Origin of the sequence: Amycolatopsis pigmentata (genome assembly GCF_042684065.1) — a bacterium.
Lineage (GTDB): Bacteria > Actinomycetota > Actinomycetes > Mycobacteriales > Pseudonocardiaceae > Amycolatopsis_E > Amycolatopsis_E pigmentata.
The window spans coordinates 1082010-1098208 of the sequence record NZ_JBHUKR010000007.1 but is presented as its reverse complement, the minus strand read 5'-3'; the positions used below and the strand labels follow the sequence as shown (position 1 = coordinate 1098208).

Below are 16199 nucleotides of genomic sequence, written 5' to 3'. Positions count from 1 at the left end.
CCCCTTGTGCCGGCGGCCGGAGTCAGCACGGCTTCCGGCCGCCGGACTCGGCGGTGACCGCGTCGGCGGCGGCGACCAGCGCGGTACCGCGGCGCGCGATCTCGGCACCGGTGATCGCCGCACCGACGTACATCGTCATGACCAGTTCCTGGCGCCCATCCGGGGAAAAGGTCGGCGCCGCCAGCAAACTCACTTCGTGTTTGCGGCGAGGAGCCAGGTCCGCGCCGAGGTAGACCCGTTCGCCGAGGTTGGACACCAGCTCACCGACCAGGTCACGGACCTCGCCTGGCAGTTCGTGCGCGGACATGCCCGCCATCAGCGAATACAGTCGCCATCCCGCCGAGCTGAGGCTTTCCACCAGGTAGCCCCGCTCACGGCACTCCTTCACGACCTGCCGCAGCCGCACCGCGTCGAGGCGTACCGGCACCGTCGGCGGTCTCGCCAGCCACTCGTCGAACGCGGCGTCGCTGTCCCAGAGCACGTACATCAGCCCGACGGGCGGCGCGAACGGATAGGTCTGGCCGACCTTGACCGGACCCGGCCCGGCGCTCTCCAGCACCATGATCTGCTCACCCGCCACGGCCGACACCGTGCACGTGGTGCGGTAACGGGCACTGAGCGCGTCGAGGTGCGCGCGGGCGAGCCGGGCCGCGGCGAAACCGTCCTGGGCGACCCTCCCCGCGGCGACGAGCGCCGGGCCGAGGCCGTAGGTCAACGTCCCCGGGTCGCGGACGAGGTAGCCGCTTGCCGCCAGTTCGTTGAGGATGCCCAGGCAGGTCGGCTTGGCCAGGTCCAGCTCACGCGCCAGTTCCGAAAGCCCGAACCGCTCGCCAGGCCGCTCGACCAGGAAGTCCAGCACGGCGACCACCCGCCGCGCGGGAGCGGACCTACGCCCCGTCATCGTTCCTCCGCCACGGTGACAGCCGCGCGGTGCACCAAGGCGGCCATTGACCAATTGTTTCTCCGCGACTTTGCGCGCCCCCGCGATCGTGCCGACAGGGCGCGCCCTGTGGCCACCCGGCACCATTGACCAACTCCTAGAACACGTTCTACTGTTGCGGCAAGTGGAATGTACCGCATCGGTACATATATGTACCAGCCAACGGCCACACCGACCAAGGAGCCGCCGGTGCTCACACAGCAGTTCGCGGAAGCCGTCAAACAGGCCGAAGAAATCATCACCGGCGCCCCGCACGTGCGGACCGAACAGGACCTCGTCGAGGGCTACGACTATCTCGCCGGCAGCATCCGCGCGTCGCTGCAGATGGCCTGGGCCTACGAGCGGGACTTCCCGTTCTTCGTCCGGTCCACCGGCCCGTACACCAAGATGGGCCTGGACAATCCCGACACCCTGTATTTCCACTCGTACCTGCGCGACGACGCCGAATACGTGGTCACCGGCACCCGCGGGACGACCAGGGACCTGAGCTTCCAGATCCTCAACGGCGACTATTCGCCCGTCGAGGTTCCCGACAGCCTGACCGCCTTCGACGACCGCGAGATCGAGATCGCCGCGGACGGCTCGTACGAAATCCGTTTCGGGCCGGGCAAGGCGGGGCGGAACTACTTCACGCTCGCTCCGGGCTCGGCGATGCTGGTCGTGCGCGAGGTCTACAGCGACTGGGCGAACGAGCGACCGGGCACGATCCGTATCCACCGCGTCGACTCCCAGGGCGGTGCGCCGCCCCCGTTGTCGAAGGACACCATGGCCAAGCGGTACGGCGTCGCAGGCAAGATCCTGTTGTCCCGGCTACGGACCTTCCTGGCTTTTCCCAAGTGGTTCTACCTCGACCTGCCGGTCAACACGATGACCGAACCGCGCGCCACTCCCGGCGGCCTGGCCACCCAGTTCTCCTCCGCCGGTCATTACGACCTTTCCGACGATCAGGTCATGATCGTGACCGTGCCGAAGTCCGACGCGCCGTACCAGGGCATCCAGCTCGGCAGCATGTGGTACGTGTCGCTGGACTACATCAACCACCAGACCAGCCTCACCGCCGACCAGGCGCACGTCGATCCCGACGGCAAGATCCGGTTCGCGATCAGCGAGCGTGACCCCGGCCTGGCGAACTGGCTCGAACGCACCGGGCATCGGCGCGCCTATGCGCAGATCCGGTGGCAGCGGCTCTCCGGTGACCTCAAGCCCGGTGATGGGCCCGAGGTCGAAGTGGTGGGCTTCGACGAGTTGCCGCGGAAACTGCCGTTCTACGAGCAAGCACGCGTGACGCCCGACCAGTGGCGCGCCCGGATCGCGGCCCGGCAGGCCGCCGTCGCGAACAGGATGCTCGGCTGATGTTGTTACAGGACAAGGTCGTCGTGGTGTCCGGGGTCGGTCCCGGACTGGGACAGGCCATCGCCGTACAGAGTGCGCGTGCCGGTGCCGACGTGGTGCTGGCGGCGCGCACCGAGTCGCGGTTGACCGAGGTGGCCAAGGAGATCACCGGACTGGGACGGCGCGCGGTCGTGGTGCCGACCGACATCAATGACGACGACGCGGCGCGGCATCTGGCGCAGGCGAGCGTGGAAGCCTTCGGGCGGGTCGACGCTCTGGTGAACAACGCCTTCGCCATCCCGCCGATCACCGATCTGTCCGATGTGGACATCGACGCGGTACGGGCGGGCTTCGAGACCAACGTGATCGCGGCCCTCCGGCTCACCCGCCTGTTCACCCCGGCTCTCGAGGCCTCCAACGGCTCGGTGGTAATGATCAACTCGGCGGTGCTGCGGCACTCGCGGCGCACCTTCGGCGCCTACAAGATGGCCAAGTCGAGTCTGCTCGCGCTGGCGCAAAGCCTGGCCACGGAACTGGGTCCGCGCGGGATCCGGATCAATTCGGTGGCGCCCGGTTATATCTGGGCGGACAACCTGAAATGGTATTTCTCCTATCTGGCCAAGCAGCGCGGCATCACCCCCGAAGAGGTCTACCAGGAGACCGCCGCCACCATCGACCTGCGCAAACTGCCCGAGCCGGACGAGATCGCCGACGCCGTGGTGTTCTTCGCCTCGCCGCTGGCCCGTGCGATCACCGGCGCCTGCCTGGACGTCAACGGCGGCGAATTCCACCACTGAAAGGGTTTCCCATGATCGGCCGGGACAACGTCGGCACCGTCGAGGACCTGCACGCCTCGGCCACCCGGATGACCGGGCTGGACGATTTCGGCGACGACGGCTACCGCGAAGGCCTTCGGGTACTGCTGGAGTCCTACGCCGCCGACGCTCACCTGACGCCGTTCGGTAACAAGATCAAGCGCGCTTTCCTGCGGGGCGCGCTCGTGGCCCGGCTGCTCAGCGAAGCGGCATGGAAAAGCTTTCCCGAACACGCCGACGTGCCGATCGAACGGCCGATCTTCGTCACGGGCCTGCCTCGCACCGGCACCACGGCATTGCACCGGCTGCTCACCGCCGACCCCGCTCACCAGGGGCTGGAGGTGTGGCTGACCGAGGTGCCACAGCCTCGCCCGCCGCGCGAAACCTGGCCGGACAACCCGGTTTTCCAGCGGATCCAGGCCGGCTACGAACAGCACCACGTGGAGCATCCGGAATTCATGGGTGTGCACCACTCCTCGGCCGAGCAGGTCGAGGAGTGCTGGCAATTGCTGCGGCAGTCGGCGAAATCGGTCTCCTACGAATGCCTGGCCTATGTACCGAAGTATTCCCGGTGGCTGCGCGGACAGGACTGGACCGACGCCTACCAACGGCACCGCCGGAACCTTCAGCTGATCGGCCTGCCCGACAAAGACCGGCGATGGGTGCTCAAGAACCCCAGCCACCTGTTCGCCCTCGACGCGCTGCTCGCGGTCTATCCCGACGCGCTGGTGATCCAGACTCATCGCCCGCCGAGCACCATCGTCGCTTCGGTGTGCAGCCTGAACGAGCAGGCTTCCGCGGGATGGTCGGAGAAGTTCACCGGATCGGTCGTCGGCGCCGCTCAACTCGAACTCTGGGCGCGGGGCGCGGCGACTTTCCTCGAAGCCCGCAAGCGGCACCCGTCCGCCCAATTCTGCGATGTCCACTACGACGACTTCGTCGCCGACCCGCTGGGCACCGTCGAAAACATCTACCGTCACTTCGGCCTGCCGCTGAGCGACAAGGCCCGCACCGCGATGGCCGAGCTGCACTCGGAAAGCACCGCCGGCACCGCCCGGCCCGCGCATCGATACACCCTCGCCGACTACGGCCTCACCACCGAGGAGGTCGACGAACGGTTCGCACCGTATCTGGCCGCGCATTTCTGAGGTGCGCGTCAGCCCATCGGGTCAATTACGAAGAGAACAGGTTGCCGACGAACGTCACGAGTGAATCGGCCCCGTCGCGTAGTCCACCGAGAGAGGTGTGCACCACGTCGGCCGACTCCGAGGGCCTCGTTATGAGGTAGAACAGCACCAAGAGGACAAGGACGACAAGAAGACACTTCTTCATACCGGCCGACATACCTACCATCCGATGGTTGTCCGGGCTGGGCCCCCCGACGGGATTACCGGACACCCTGCCCGAACACCGTCACCGCGACGACACCATCGGACCCGTCAGGGTGAGGGACGCACCGCCGTACCCGCCTCCGCCACGCTGACCGCGTCCTCCGCGGCTCGCTCCGGGAGCAACGGCAACGCCTTACGGGCCTCGCCGAGCCCGATCGCACCCAACGCACTGGCGACAGCCGTGAGCACGCCACTCGTCACCAACGCCGCCGCCCACGGCGGCATCACGCGCGACAACATCAACACGAAGCCACTCAGCGCGGCGCCACCCGCGTACAGCAACAGCCCGCCAGCCGCCGCGATCAGCACTCCGCCTTTCCGGCCGCGCGCCGCCTTCTCCCGCATCTCGCGGCCCGCGACCCTCAGCTCTTCGCGAACCAACTCGCCGACGTGCTGGGCCAGGTCCCCGGCGACCTCGCTGGCCCTCTTGTTCGCCATATCCGCTCCTCAGAAGTGCCGCCGGAGACCTGCAGCATGGTCGCTACGCACCGTAAACAACAGTTCTCCCGTGGTCAGACCCCGGCCAGCGCCGCGTTGACCCGGTCTGGCCCTTCGTAACTCTCGTCAGGAAGCTTGCGCAGATTGTCCAGGACCTCCGAATCGGCGCTGTTGGATTTCGCCGCCTCGATCAGATCGTCCCTCCCACAGGGGTAGTCCACACCGGACAATGCCTTCTGCACGGCGATGGGATTGATCTTGCTCATGGTGTGCCTCCCTTCGTTCGACCGTGATACCCGTCGTCGAGGGAGGCAAACACACCCGGCTCGACCCGCTTTCGCGGAGCAACAACGTCACGCCGTGTAACGGGTCCGACGTCCTTGCGAGGTGCCGCTCAGCTCGTGCCCGCCGCCGACCGGGAAGTCCAGTTCGTCGCCGAAGGCACGACCGCGTACGGCACGGTCCACCTGCCCACCCACCGGCCGGGCACGAAACGACGACGGCGTCATGACCCTGCGGTTCGACATCCTCGGCCACAGCGAAGGCGGTCTGCAGGCACTGCTCGTCGCCCGGCAGGTCCACCCGGCGAAGGTCGCCCTCATCGAACCGCAGGACATGCGCATTCTGGATTCTCCTCCGCTACACCACCATGCCCACGACACTCAGCCCGCACTTCACCGCTTCCGGCGGGGTGGCGAAGTCGGTGCTCAGCGCATTCGGGCTGGTGTTCGCGCAGGCCACCGTGACCATCGAGATGGCGCTGTTGTCGTACTTTTCCTTGCGGTTCAAGCCTGATCTCGACCCGTCACGGCCTACCGTGAGCGCGCGCCGGCATCGCGCTTTCGCCCTTGCGGGCGCCAAGGGCACCGGGGGCACATCGCGCACGGGCTCGACAAGAAAGACGACCGCCGCGTCATCGGCCATCGAGCCGGCCGGATCCGCTGATCAGCGCACGCCGATGTCGGTCACGGGGTGCTTGACCGGATCCAGCCAGGCCATCACGGCCTTGAGGTCGTCGGCGGGGATGGCCACGCAGCCCGCGGTCGGCCTGCCGTTGGAGACGTGCAGGAAGAAGGCTGAGCCGGCGCCGGGCACGACCGGCGTGCGGTTGTAGTCGATGACCACCGCGTGGTCGTAGGCCGGGCCGACCTCGCCCAGGTCCTCGCCCGCGGACTCGTTGAACGGGCACGTGCCGGGATCGCAGTGGTAGTAGGTGTTGTAGAGCGGGGACTTCACGTCCGAAACCCACCAGTCGGAGGTGCCGACCTGGCGGTACGGCAACCGGGTGCCGTCGTTGGCCTGGATGCCGAACGCCTCGGTCAGCGTCCACACACCGGCCGGCGTCTTGGACGTGGTCTCGCTGGCCTGACCGACGCCGTCGGAGCCGACAAAGGCCTTGACCGGGCCGTACGCGACCGTCCAGTCGTCCGAGGACGGCCCGCTGCGCTGCCACGCGGTCAGCACGGCGGTGGTCGCGCTCGAACTGTCGGCCACCACGGCCACCACCTGCTCGGCATTCCCGGTGTAAGGCAGCGGCAGCGGATCAGCACCCTGCGCCGATACCGCGGACGGCCGCGCGGTCAGCAACACGGCTGCGGTCGCCGCGGCCACGGTCAGTCGAGCGAGCATCACAGAGACTCCAGGTCCTCGTACGGTCCGGCGCGAGTGTAGGGCGTGATCGCACCGGACCGCGAGCATTTGCCCGAACAGGACAAATCCCACCCCTTTTCCGGCCGGCTCGTAGTTCACCCTCCCCGACGGGAACTCGCGACCCAGACCTCGGCGAGACCAAGGTCCATCTTGTATGAGTTTCATATAACATCTTGAGCATATTATCTGGTTTCCAGTCTGATAGTGGGCATACGCTGCCGCTATGACTGAGGAAACGCCGAAGGCGCAGAGCTACCGCCGCACGGTCAACAGAATCAACACAGTGATCACCAGGCTCCAACGGCTCGGGATCGCGTTCGGGCCGACGCAACTGCTGACCGTCCCCGGGCGGCGTAGCGGCCGGCCCCGCACCTTCCCGATCGCGGTACTCCCGCTGACCGGCGGCCGGTACCTGGTCCAGGCGTTCCGGAACGCGGCATGGGTCGCCAACGCGCGGGCCGCGGAAACGGCGACCCTGACACGCGGTCGGCGCAGTTCCACCGTGCGGCTGGTCGAGGTGCCGGTGGAGGAGCGCCGCCCGCTGCTGCGCGAGGTGGTGGAAACCCAGCCGGCCAGCGCGGCCAAGCGTTACGTGACCAACGGTCTGGCCGACGCACCCACGCCGGACGCGGTGGCCGCGGCGGCGGACCGGATCGCCGTGTTCCGCATCGAGGCCGCCTGACGCGGACTGGTCCGACGCGGACGCCTGTTCGAACCTCGCCGAGATCCCGATCGGTTATGCGGTGTCGAGTTCTTCGGTGGAGACCTGTCCCGCTTCGGTGGTACGGCGGAGGAAGTCGGCGATCACTTCGAGTTCCGGCTCGCTGTAGCCGCGGCAAAGAGCATCCATCCGCTTGTTCATTCCGGCGAACGTGCGGTAGAGCTCCTGGTTACGTTCGCGGAGGGCGCGGACGGTGACGGCGCGGCGGTCGGTGGACTCGGGATCGCGTTCCCGGGTAACCCAGCCACCACGCTCCAGCCGGTCGAGCACGCCGGTGATGGTGGCGGGATGCTGCCCGGCGCGTCGGGCCAGCTCGGTCGGCGAGAGGGGACCTTGCCGGTTGAGCAGGTCCAAGCAGGTCCACTCGGTGTCTTTCAGCTCGACCTTGCCACCCAGCCGACGGTTGAGCAGCGCCATCTGCATGTTGAGGTCGCGAAGGGCCTCCTTGACGACATTGGTCAGCTGTCGGCGGCGCCGGGCGGCGGCTCGATCTGTCACGGACTCGTACCTTACGACTCGGAACGGGACGAACACCGGATCGCCCTGAACTCTCGATCGCGTACTGTGCCGATCGTTACCAATCCGCCCACAGCCACGGCGGAAACGGGTCTATACAGCCAGATTGGCCGCAGTCCGGCTCCGCCTACTTTTGGTCGGATCGGTAAAATTTGACAATCATATTATACGAGAGCCGACCGGCCCGCCGAGACCGTGGTCTGACCACAGTGGACAATTACGTCAGTCCGTGACCACGAACTCGGCTCCGGCGGCCAGCGCCACTTCGGGGCCGAAGAGCCGGGCCGGGGTGAACGCGCCGGGCCGGCCCTCGCCCTTGGCCAGCCGCTGGGCCACTTCCGTGACGGCGCCGGCCGTGAAGGTCATACCCTCGCCGGTGCGCAGCCAGCCCTCACGCACACGACCGGACGGCCATTCGACTCGGGCGCGACCCCAGGACGATCGGCGCGGGGGTTCCTTGGCCTTGGTCGTGGTGATGCGAGCGAGGCGCCGGGTGGCGAAGCCGGCCATGCCGGGCAAACGCAGCAGGCCCGCGGTCGCCGACGCAGCCGCTCGGGCGGCCGGGCTGCCCGGGGCGAGCGCCGAGGCTCCGATCACCGACGGGGCACCGCTGACCTGCCAGGCTGCGAAGAGCTCGCCGCTGCCCAGGGAAGCGGTGGTGACCACGTCGCCCTCCGGGGTTGTCAATCGCTCGGCAGCACCGCCGGTGCGGGTGTGTACCAGCCGGCCCTGCCGCACCTCGCGGCCACCGTCGAGCAACGAGCGCACGATCGTGGCGGCCAGGGCTTCGCCGAGGGCGCCGGGTTCGATCGCGACTGACGCGATGGCGTCGACGCGTACTCGCGCAGGCTTTTCCTCACCCGCCAGCAGATGCGACAGGATGCTCTCGGTCGCGAGCACGCCGAAGCCCGCCCCGGCGACCAGCGTGCGACCGGTCTCCGCCGCCTCCCGGTCCATGCCGTGGAGCGCCTCGAACGCGCTCAACTCGTTGCCGACGTCGACATAGTGGGTGCCCGGCGGGCAAGCCCGCGCGACCTGCGGCGCGGTGGCCGCGAACGGGCCCACCGTGTTGATCACGACCGCCGGCGCCTCCGCGGCCAGCCGCGCGCAGACCTCGTCGAGTGAGCCGGTCACCGCCCGGGCGTCCGGACTCACCTGGGCCAGCCGCTCCCGATCGCGGCCGGTCACCACCACCTCGGCGCCCGCCTGCCACAGACGCTTCACCGCCTCCCTGCCGACCCGTCCGGTCGCACCGAGCACCCAGATCTCACCTGTCATGTTCGCCTCCATCAGCCATGGCACGTCGTGTCATCACTATGACATAGACGACACGTCGTGTCATCACTAGAATTCGCCGCATGGGCCGATGGCAGCCGGGTGCGCGAGAACGACTCGAGCAGGCCGCGCTCGATCTCTTCCTTGATCAGGGCTACACCGAGACCACCGTCCCGCAGATCACGGCGCGGGCCGGACTCACGACCCGTACGTTCTTCCGGTACTTCGCCGACAAGCGGGAGGTGCTCTTCGCCGGCGATCGTTCGGTGCCCGAGCAGGTGGCCCGCTTCATGGCCGAAGCCCCGCCCTCGCTCGGCCCGATGGAACTGATCGCCACGGGCCTGCCGCCCGCCGCGGTCAAGATCTTCGAGGGCCGCGACCTCGACTACCTGCTACGCCGACGGGCCGCGATCGACGCCGAACCCGCCCTGCGCGAGCGCGAACTGCGCAAGTTCTCGCTGATGTCGGAAGCTTTGGAGCAGGGCTTCCGCGACCGCGGCATCGACGACCTGACCGCCCGGCTGGCTGCCGAGATCGCCGTGACCACGTTCCGGATAGCGGCGACCCGCTGGCTCAACCAGCACGGCGATCCCGACCTCCCGGCCACCATCAACCAGACCCTGGCGTCGATGAAACACCTGACGAGCACGTTGCCTTGAGAGAAGCGTTCGTGATCGAGCCCGGTTTCGCGGACCGATTGACGCGCCGGTTCGGCCCCCAGATCATCGACTGGGTCCAGGCCGCGCCCGCTCTTGCCGAACGGCTGGCGCTTGAGTGGCGCCTAAGGCCGAACACGATGTTCCCCGACGGGTCGACGTCCCTGACCGTCGGTTGCACCACAGAGTCAGGCACCGACGCGGTGCTCAAGCTTTCCCCGCAGCTGGACGTGATCGCCGAACAGGACCGGGTATTGCGCGCCTTCCAGCCAGGCGGGCGGGTACCCGCTGTGTTCCGGTCCGCGCCCGAACACGGCGCGATACTGCTGGAACGCCTGCCCGGCGGGCGCGTGACCACGCCGACCGCCGCGCAACTGGCCGAAGTGCTGTCCGGCCTGCACGGCGCCGTGGCATCCCCACGTGCGGTGGTGGACAAGGAGTTGCGGGACGGCGTCGAGTACTTCCTGGCCCTCGCCGAAGCCAAACTCGGGCTCGACGGCATCGCCGGCGTGGTGCTCCCCGAGGACATCGCCAGAGCACGCCGATTACGAGACCGGCTGGTCACCAGCCAGACCGAAACCGTCCTGCTGCACGGCGACCTGCACTACGACAACCTGCTCGACTGCGGGCCCGACCGAGGCCTGGTCGCCATCGACCCGAAAAGCTCCATCGGCGAACCATGCTTCGACGCCATCGACTGGGTCCTCGACGGCACCCAACCAATATCACGCAAGATCGACGACCTGGTCGCCCTCACCGGATTCGACGGCGAACGCCTGGCCGACTGGTGCCGGGTAGGCGCCCCAGTGCTGGCCATCGCCGCCATTGCCAGGGGTCGTGACCCCGGTCCCTTGTTGCGCTTCAGCCGGTCATGACCTGGCGCAAACCCACGGGATCGACATCGCCGACATCCGACGTGCGGCGGGCGTGTGCCTCTCCGGGTTCCGCGATGTTGGTCGAAACCGTCTCCCCGCACTGGACTGGACGACCCTGATCCGGCGTCAGCCATTAGCTGTAGCTGCCGCCTGGCAGTACGCCGAGATCGGTGATCTGTGTGGTGGCCGTGGCCTGCGCTGGAAGGACGCCCGCACCCGCCAGCACCGTGACGAGGCCGCCGATCGCCAGGATTCCGACGCGCGACGTTACCCGTGGACGTGCCATGGACGATCCCCCTGAGGTGGCGCGTGCCGCTTGTCCGCACGCGGCTGTGTTGCGCACCAAGTCGAACGGTAACCAGCCACACCGGCAATCCGTCATTCGCCGTAACGCGATTTCGGAAGCGATCGGGGCGGAACCCGCCAACCGCACGGAAGCTTGGGCGTCAGGTGGGCAGGTCGGATAACACCTGAATGCACCTAACCAAGTGTCGGCGGATGCTCGGCTGGACGGCGTCCCCAGGCCGAGATCAGCGGCGCGAGGGTCAGGTCGAGTTCGCCCGCGTCGATGGCGGCCAGGTGCGCGTCGATCTCGGCATCGCCGGCCAGACCGGCCGCCAGCAACTCATCCCGCACATGCCGGATGGTCGCCGCCTCCAACCGGTCACAGGCCAACCCGCCGACCGGAAACGAGCCCGCCGCGGCCACATCCACCAAACCAGCTTCACGCAACGCCCGCGGCAGCGTCCGACCGAAACGCAAATCCGCACCACGGCGCACCAGCAACTCCCGCACCGCGTCACGCAACCGATTGGCCCGGCGCTGCGCCGAACCACTCTCATCCAGACACGCCAAGGGCTGCAAAGCGGTATCGGCATCCTCGACCAGCAACCACCCGCCAGGCCGAAGCGCCGCAACCATCGTGGCCAACGCCCGAGCCCGGTCCGGTACATGAACCAGCACCAGCCGGGCGTGCACCAGATCAAACGTCCCCGGCTCCGGAGGCGGATCAGCGGCGACATCGTGCCGGCGCACCTCGTACCCCTCGCCTGCCGTCAACCACGACGGGTCGATGTCCGTAGCCAGCACATACCCGGTCGCACCGACCGCTGCCGCGAGCGCCTCCGGGATACCGGGCCCACCAGCCCCCACTTCCCAGCAACGCGAACCAGCCCCGACCGCCAGCCGATCGAAATGCCCACGCGACACACCGTCGAACAACTCGGCCAGCCACACGAATCGCTCGCCCGCCTCGGCACGCGCGTTGTCCAACAGGTACCCACGGGCAGGAGCGGACTCTCCACCGAGAGTCCCGTTCAACGGATCAGGTCGGCCACCGATGTGGGGCGAGGATGTCATCACTCCATGGTCAACCTCCCCAGACCACCGGCGCCACGACGGCGGGAGAGGAACATCTCACACGGCCGGCGAACCTCGCGCCCCGATGGTCTCGTCGAACAGGTCGAGAACCGCCCGCCACGCCCGCGCGGTGTGCGCCGGGTGGTAACCCACCCCAGGCACAGTGGGCGTGACGTGGGTAGTCCCGCCGGTAGGAGTGCCATCGGGATTCGCCGGAGCGGCCCAGAACGCGTGCTTGGCGCCGCCGTAGACGTGCACGCGCCAATCAACGCCGGCCTCCTGGAGCACCTGAGTGAACGCGAGGACCTGGTCGGGCGTGCAGATTGGGTCTTCGGAGCCAGTGCAGAGCAGGAATGTGGCGGTCGTGTCGGTCCAGTCCGCCGGACGGGTGGTCGGTAGGCCGGGATGAACTACGGCGACGGCCCGGAAGGGCACCCCGGCTCGGGCGAGTTCGAGCACGATGCTGCCGCCGGCACCATAGCCGAGGGCGCCGAGCCGGTCAGGATCCACGCCCGGCACCGCGAGTAAGACATCGAGCGCGGCGTGGCCGATGGCCAGCATCCGGTCGGGGTCGGCGATCAGTGGCAGGACCCGGGCCAACATCGCCTCCGGGTTTCCCGAGAAATACCGGCCGCCGTGGTAGTCCATGGCCAGGGCCGCGTAGCCACGCTCGGCGAGACGGTCGGCGCGACGACGCTGAAAGTCGTTGAGACCGATTCCGTCGTGCCCGATGATCACCGCCGGCCAGGGTCCCTCTCCGTGCGGTAAGGCCAGGTGAGCGACCATCGTCAGACCGTCGATGTCATAGGTGACTTCACGCGTTGTGATCATGCATTGGACGCTAGCGAGTGCGCGCCGCCCACGGGTCGACGTTCACTCGCAAGCGGTTGGTGTCCCGTGTCCGTTTCCAGTCGTGGCAGTCAGACGCGAAGTTCTCATCGAGCCCCGTCGAGTCCGTGACAGTCATGGGGCGGTTGTCCACCCTATGGCGGTCTGGTTTTCCGGAGTAATGAAACGCCTGGCAGCACGGTGGCGTGTGGGAAGGCGCGTTGGGAACATCGATGTGTTCGAACACCGCAACGCCGTATCTGAAGGACCCCTCAATGCGCAGCTCCCGTTTCGTTGCCGCTTCTCTGGTCGGGGTCGTCGTCTCCAGTCTTGTGGTCTCGACCGCGGCCCCGGCTTCGGCCGCGTCCGTGTCTGTGGCAACGAATCCTGCGCAGGGCCTGACGCTCACGCTTCCTGCGCCACACGGCCGCTACGCGACCGGCGAGTCGACCGTCCGGCTCGTCGACGACAAGCGCCCGGACCCGTGGGTGCTCAGCCAGCCCTACCGTGCGCTCATGATCAGCGTCTTCTACCCCGCGGTCCACACCGCGGGCGAGCCGTTCACGAACCAGCTTCCGGCGGCGGTGGCCGCGGCGGTCGGTCCCGCGGTCGAGGGGAACTTCAACCTGCCGACCGGCCTCGTCGATTGGGCCGCGACCAAGACCCACTCGGTGAAGGACGCCGCGATGGCGCCGGGCCGCTTCCCGGTCGTCCTGTACTCGCCCGGCGCCGGGGACCCGCGGGACTGGAACGTGTCACTGGTCGAGGACCTCGCTTCGCGCGGCTTCGTGGTGGTCACCATCGACCACACCGGGGAGGCACCGGCGGTGCAGTTCCCCGACGGCCACGTGGTCGGTAACGGGCCCCTGATGGCGGCCTGGGCCCAGGCCTTCCAGAACGGCACGACGCTGGCGTTCTTCACAAAGCTGATGGACACGCGCGTGGCCGACACCGAACTGGTGCTGGACCGGCTGACGAGCCTGCCCGTCCGGCTGACCGATGGTATGGACCTGAACCGGATCGGCATGTTCGGCCAATCCGCCGGCGGGTTCACAGCGGCGAACGCGATGTACACCGATCCCCGGATCACGGCCGGCATCAACATGGACGGCACCATGGAGTACACCGTCAAACTCGACGGCACCAACCTCAGCGAGGTCGCGCTGCACGGACTGGACCGGCCGTTCCTGCTGATGGGCAGCAGCTCCGCAACCGACGGCAGCGATATCCACCGCGAGCCGTCATGGGCGGCGTTCTGGCAGCACCAGCACGGCTGGAAAGCCGACGTCACACTGAACGACTCCGCGCACGCGTCGTTCACCGACGCCGAGGCGCTAGTCCCACAACTGGCCGGCCGGGTACCGGCCACGACGCTCGCCGCGGCGGTGGGAACGGTTGACCCGCACCGCGCAGTGGCGGCGGACCGGGCAGAGGTGGCCTCGTTCTTCGACCGATTCCTTAAGGGCCGCAACGACCACCGCCTGGACGGCGGCGCATCGCGGTACCCGATCACGTTCGTCCAGTAGTTTGTGTCCCCTTCGGGGGCGGGTTACCCCGCACAATTAGCTTAGGTCGCCGACGCTGGTGTCAGCTGGGTCATTCGTTTCATCTGGGCTGGGTTCAGCGTGGCCACGAGCAGCGAGTCCGGAAAGGATGCGCGAATTCTGCGTAGCAGTTCCACGCTGGTACGCGGACTGGCTCCGGCCAGTACCAGCGTGGCCTTGCCGTCGAGCAGCCACCGCCACAGATCGCCCGGATCGATCCCGTCTCGGTTGTCAGCTTTGACGAGCACCCATCGGCTGCGTGAGTGCCACCGGAGCACTGGGTGCGCGATAGTGGACCACCCTGCCGACCCTCAGCAGGGATTCCCGCGGAACCTTTGACGGGTTCCTTTCAGGAATTGCCTGTGGGGAAAAAGATGTCTTCGATTGGTTTTCCGAAAAGATGGGAGATACGGAAGGCCAGCGGGAGTGACGGATCGTACTTTCCCGTCTCGAGGGCGACGACGGTCTGACGCGACACTTCCAGGCGTTCGGCCAGCATTGCCTGAGTCCAGCCCCGGCCTTCGCGTTCCGAACGGATCAGGTTCTTCATCAGCGTTGAGGTGCCCCGACAACGAGGTTGGTAACCTGCCACGCCAACATCCCGATGATGCACACGGGCCATCCGCCATTGGGCACGTGGAGCCCGGTGGCGTTGAGAGTGCCCACGGTGAGGGCGGCGAACATCGCGGCGGCGAAGCCGACAGCCAGGCCGGGAAAGAACAGCTTGATCTGATACTCGTCCATCTGGCGCACACGGAGCACGGTGAGAACGACAAGCAACGCCGCAAGAAGCAGCGACAGCACCGCCCAGACGAGACGCCACGGACCGCTCGACAACGAAAGCGCGAGACTCGCGAACAGGTAACAGCCGGCCCCGAGCCACACCCGCACACGGAAACGGCGCTGACGTCGCCGTTCGCTGGGGGATTCACCACCGGAGTCAAGGTCGCTTGTCATCCTTCGAGCGTATGCCGCAACCGCGAATCAAGTCAAGGTCGCTTGTCATCGACCAGCGTGTCGCTAGGTCACTTGCTCCTGGAGGTACATCCAGCGATAGCTGATCGAAACCGGCAGGTGGTTCGCCATGTCACATCACCTGATCACGGCCAAGTCCGCGGCCTGCCAGTAGCGGGGCGAGGGGGTCGCCCCGCTACCTCGATACTGGTCAGTCCACGAGCCTGGACCCGGCCTACGGGGACGAACGCCAGCAGGTGCTGGGCATGAGTGGCGAACAGCGTGCCCTGGAAATCCGCCAGGACGCGGACAAGGTAATCCAAGCCTGCGACAGCGGCACCGGGACCTACCACCCCAACAAGATCCTCTCCACCGACCCGTACGAAGCGGTCCGCAGGGTCTACGACGCTATCGCCCAACCGACCCCGGAGGTCGCGGCCGCGCAAGCGTGCGGCCGGTTCCGCGATGACGTTCAGCAGAAGTTCGCCGCGGACCTCGGGTTCAACGACTGTCACGAGGCCGTGCTGGCGCTGCACGCGCACGTCACGAACGTGAACGACTATGCGCAGTCGATTCGCAGTTACGAGTCCAGCCCGGTGGGCGACTGGCTTCCCCGCACGCGAGATCGAACGGATCCGCAGTGAGGCCGTAGGCCTGGGCTTCGACGAATCCGAGCACACCCACTTACTCCACCTCACCGGCTGGCTCCCGTGAACACCAGCCCCGTGCCTGCCGATAGCGAGCGAAGAAAGACCCGGCCCGTTGTACATCCTCAGTGATCTTTGTAATTTGATCAGGCCAATATTCGGCCGGTCGTCAACCAAGGGTATCGATTTATTCTCCTCCATTGCTCTGCCTGTCTTGAACAAAGCGTGCTGGGCTGACCCAACTCATGCCTGCTGGAC

General features: G+C 67.4%; 22 protein-coding genes. 8 read left to right on the top strand and 14 right to left on the bottom strand.

Going from position 1 to position 16199, the window contains the following annotated elements; genetic code table 11:
• Window positions 1-22 precede the first annotated feature (22 nt).
• Complete coding sequence (locus ACFSXZ_RS18315) at window positions 23-901, bottom strand: helix-turn-helix domain-containing protein (RefSeq protein WP_378266228.1); 879 nt, start codon at window positions 899-901, stop codon at window positions 23-25.
• A 189-nt stretch (window positions 902-1090) separates the two neighbouring features.
• On the opposite strand from ACFSXZ_RS18315, the gene ACFSXZ_RS18310 reads away from it, so the two are divergent.
• Genes ACFSXZ_RS18310 through ACFSXZ_RS18300 form a run of 3 tightly spaced genes read left to right on the top strand, consistent with a single transcriptional unit; the run spans window position 1091 to window position 4235 of the window.
• Entirely contained in the window at window positions 1091-2293 is a 1203-nt protein-coding gene (locus tag ACFSXZ_RS18310; RefSeq protein WP_378266227.1) for a hypothetical protein, read from the top strand.
• The gene (locus tag ACFSXZ_RS18305; protein ID WP_378266226.1) at window positions 2293-3069 is read left to right on the top strand and encodes an SDR family oxidoreductase; all 777 of its coding nucleotides are present in this window, start codon (window positions 2293-2295) and stop codon (window positions 3067-3069) included. Before ACFSXZ_RS18310 ends, ACFSXZ_RS18305 begins: the two co-directional genes overlap by 1 nt.
• A gap of 11 nt (window positions 3070-3080) precedes the next feature.
• Window positions 3081-4235 carry a sulfotransferase family protein gene (locus ACFSXZ_RS18300; protein WP_378266225.1) on the top strand — a complete coding sequence of 385 codons (1155 nt, stop codon included), beginning with the start codon at window positions 3081-3083 and terminating at the stop codon, window positions 4233-4235.
• 291 nt (window positions 4236-4526) lie between these two features.
• On the opposite strand, the gene ACFSXZ_RS18295 is transcribed toward ACFSXZ_RS18300, so the two are convergent.
• From ACFSXZ_RS18295 to ACFSXZ_RS18275, 5 genes are all read right to left on the bottom strand, one after another.
• Window positions 4527-4916, bottom strand: coding sequence for a phage holin family protein (locus ACFSXZ_RS18295; protein WP_378266224.1), 390 nt, complete (start codon window positions 4914-4916; stop codon window positions 4527-4529).
• Window positions 4917-4990: 74 nt separating this feature from the next.
• Window positions 4991-5182, bottom strand: a complete 192-nt coding sequence (locus ACFSXZ_RS18290; protein ID WP_378266223.1) for a DUF2795 domain-containing protein — start codon at window positions 5180-5182, stop codon at window positions 4991-4993.
• A gap of 87 nt (window positions 5183-5269) precedes the next feature.
• Window positions 5270-5539 carry a hypothetical protein gene (locus tag ACFSXZ_RS18285; protein WP_378266222.1) on the bottom strand — a complete coding sequence of 90 codons (270 nt, stop codon included), beginning with the start codon at window positions 5537-5539 and terminating at the stop codon, window positions 5270-5272.
• Between the two features lie 16 nt (window positions 5540-5555).
• Entirely contained in the window at window positions 5556-5840 is a 285-nt protein-coding gene (locus tag ACFSXZ_RS18280; protein ID WP_378266221.1) for a hypothetical protein, read from the bottom strand.
• A 21-nt stretch (window positions 5841-5861) separates the two neighbouring features.
• Window positions 5862-6545, bottom strand: a complete 684-nt coding sequence (locus tag ACFSXZ_RS18275) for a L,D-transpeptidase family protein (RefSeq protein WP_378266220.1) — start codon at window positions 6543-6545, stop codon at window positions 5862-5864.
• Between the two features lie 244 nt (window positions 6546-6789).
• Between ACFSXZ_RS18275 and ACFSXZ_RS18270 the strand changes: the two genes are divergently transcribed.
• On the top strand, window positions 6790-7248 hold the full coding sequence (locus ACFSXZ_RS18270) for a nitroreductase/quinone reductase family protein (protein WP_378266219.1): 459 nt from the start codon (window positions 6790-6792) through the stop codon (window positions 7246-7248).
• A 54-nt stretch (window positions 7249-7302) separates the two neighbouring features.
• On the opposite strand, the gene ACFSXZ_RS18265 is transcribed toward ACFSXZ_RS18270, so the two are convergent.
• Complete coding sequence (locus ACFSXZ_RS18265) at window positions 7303-7785, bottom strand: MarR family winged helix-turn-helix transcriptional regulator (protein WP_378266218.1); 483 nt, start codon at window positions 7783-7785, stop codon at window positions 7303-7305.
• 240 nt (window positions 7786-8025) lie between these two features.
• Window positions 8026-9081, bottom strand: coding sequence for an NAD(P)H-binding protein (locus ACFSXZ_RS18260; protein ID WP_378266217.1), 1056 nt, complete (start codon window positions 9079-9081; stop codon window positions 8026-8028).
• 80 nt (window positions 9082-9161) lie between these two features.
• On the opposite strand from ACFSXZ_RS18260, the gene ACFSXZ_RS18255 reads away from it, so the two are divergent.
• Entirely contained in the window at window positions 9162-9737 is a 576-nt protein-coding gene (locus ACFSXZ_RS18255) for a TetR family transcriptional regulator (protein WP_378266216.1), read from the top strand.
• A gap of 11 nt (window positions 9738-9748) precedes the next feature.
• A complete protein-coding gene (locus tag ACFSXZ_RS18250; protein ID WP_378266215.1) occupies window positions 9749-10609 on the top strand; it encodes an aminoglycoside phosphotransferase family protein in 861 nt (286 codons plus the stop codon).
• A 133-nt stretch (window positions 10610-10742) separates the two neighbouring features.
• Here the strand turns inward: ACFSXZ_RS18250 and ACFSXZ_RS18245 are convergent, their stop codons facing one another.
• The 3 genes from ACFSXZ_RS18245 to ACFSXZ_RS18235 form a co-directional block, all read right to left on the bottom strand.
• Window positions 10743-10895 carry a hypothetical protein gene (locus tag ACFSXZ_RS18245; protein ID WP_378266214.1) on the bottom strand — a complete coding sequence of 51 codons (153 nt, stop codon included), beginning with the start codon at window positions 10893-10895 and terminating at the stop codon, window positions 10743-10745.
• Window positions 10896-11089: 194 nt separating this feature from the next.
• Complete coding sequence (locus tag ACFSXZ_RS18240) at window positions 11090-11968, bottom strand: methyltransferase domain-containing protein (protein WP_378266213.1); 879 nt, start codon at window positions 11966-11968, stop codon at window positions 11090-11092.
• Between the two features lie 57 nt (window positions 11969-12025).
• Window positions 12026-12799, bottom strand: a complete 774-nt coding sequence (locus ACFSXZ_RS18235; protein WP_378266212.1) for a dienelactone hydrolase family protein — start codon at window positions 12797-12799, stop codon at window positions 12026-12028.
• 272 nt (window positions 12800-13071) lie between these two features.
• Between ACFSXZ_RS18235 and ACFSXZ_RS18230 the strand changes: the two genes are divergently transcribed.
• The gene (locus ACFSXZ_RS18230; RefSeq protein ID WP_378266211.1) at window positions 13072-14322 is read left to right on the top strand and encodes an alpha/beta hydrolase family protein; all 1251 of its coding nucleotides are present in this window, start codon (window positions 13072-13074) and stop codon (window positions 14320-14322) included.
• 41 nt (window positions 14323-14363) lie between these two features.
• On the opposite strand, the gene ACFSXZ_RS18225 is transcribed toward ACFSXZ_RS18230, so the two are convergent.
• The 3 genes from ACFSXZ_RS18225 to ACFSXZ_RS18215 form a co-directional block, all read right to left on the bottom strand.
• Window positions 14364-14588: a hypothetical protein gene (locus ACFSXZ_RS18225; protein ID WP_378266210.1), complete on the bottom strand. Its 225-nt coding sequence runs from the start codon at window positions 14586-14588 to the stop codon at window positions 14364-14366.
• Window positions 14589-14689: 101 nt separating this feature from the next.
• Window positions 14690-14890: a helix-turn-helix transcriptional regulator gene (locus tag ACFSXZ_RS18220; RefSeq protein ID WP_449224277.1), complete on the bottom strand. Its 201-nt coding sequence runs from the start codon at window positions 14888-14890 to the stop codon at window positions 14690-14692.
• Complete coding sequence (locus tag ACFSXZ_RS18215; protein ID WP_378266209.1) at window positions 14890-15297, bottom strand: hypothetical protein; 408 nt, start codon at window positions 15295-15297, stop codon at window positions 14890-14892. Before ACFSXZ_RS18215 ends, ACFSXZ_RS18220 begins: the two co-directional genes overlap by 1 nt.
• A gap of 263 nt (window positions 15298-15560) precedes the next feature.
• On the opposite strand from ACFSXZ_RS18215, the gene ACFSXZ_RS18210 reads away from it, so the two are divergent.
• A complete protein-coding gene (locus ACFSXZ_RS18210) occupies window positions 15561-15938 on the top strand; it encodes a hypothetical protein (protein ID WP_378266208.1) in 378 nt (125 codons plus the stop codon).
• The last annotated feature ends 261 nt before the right edge of the window (window positions 15939-16199 follow it).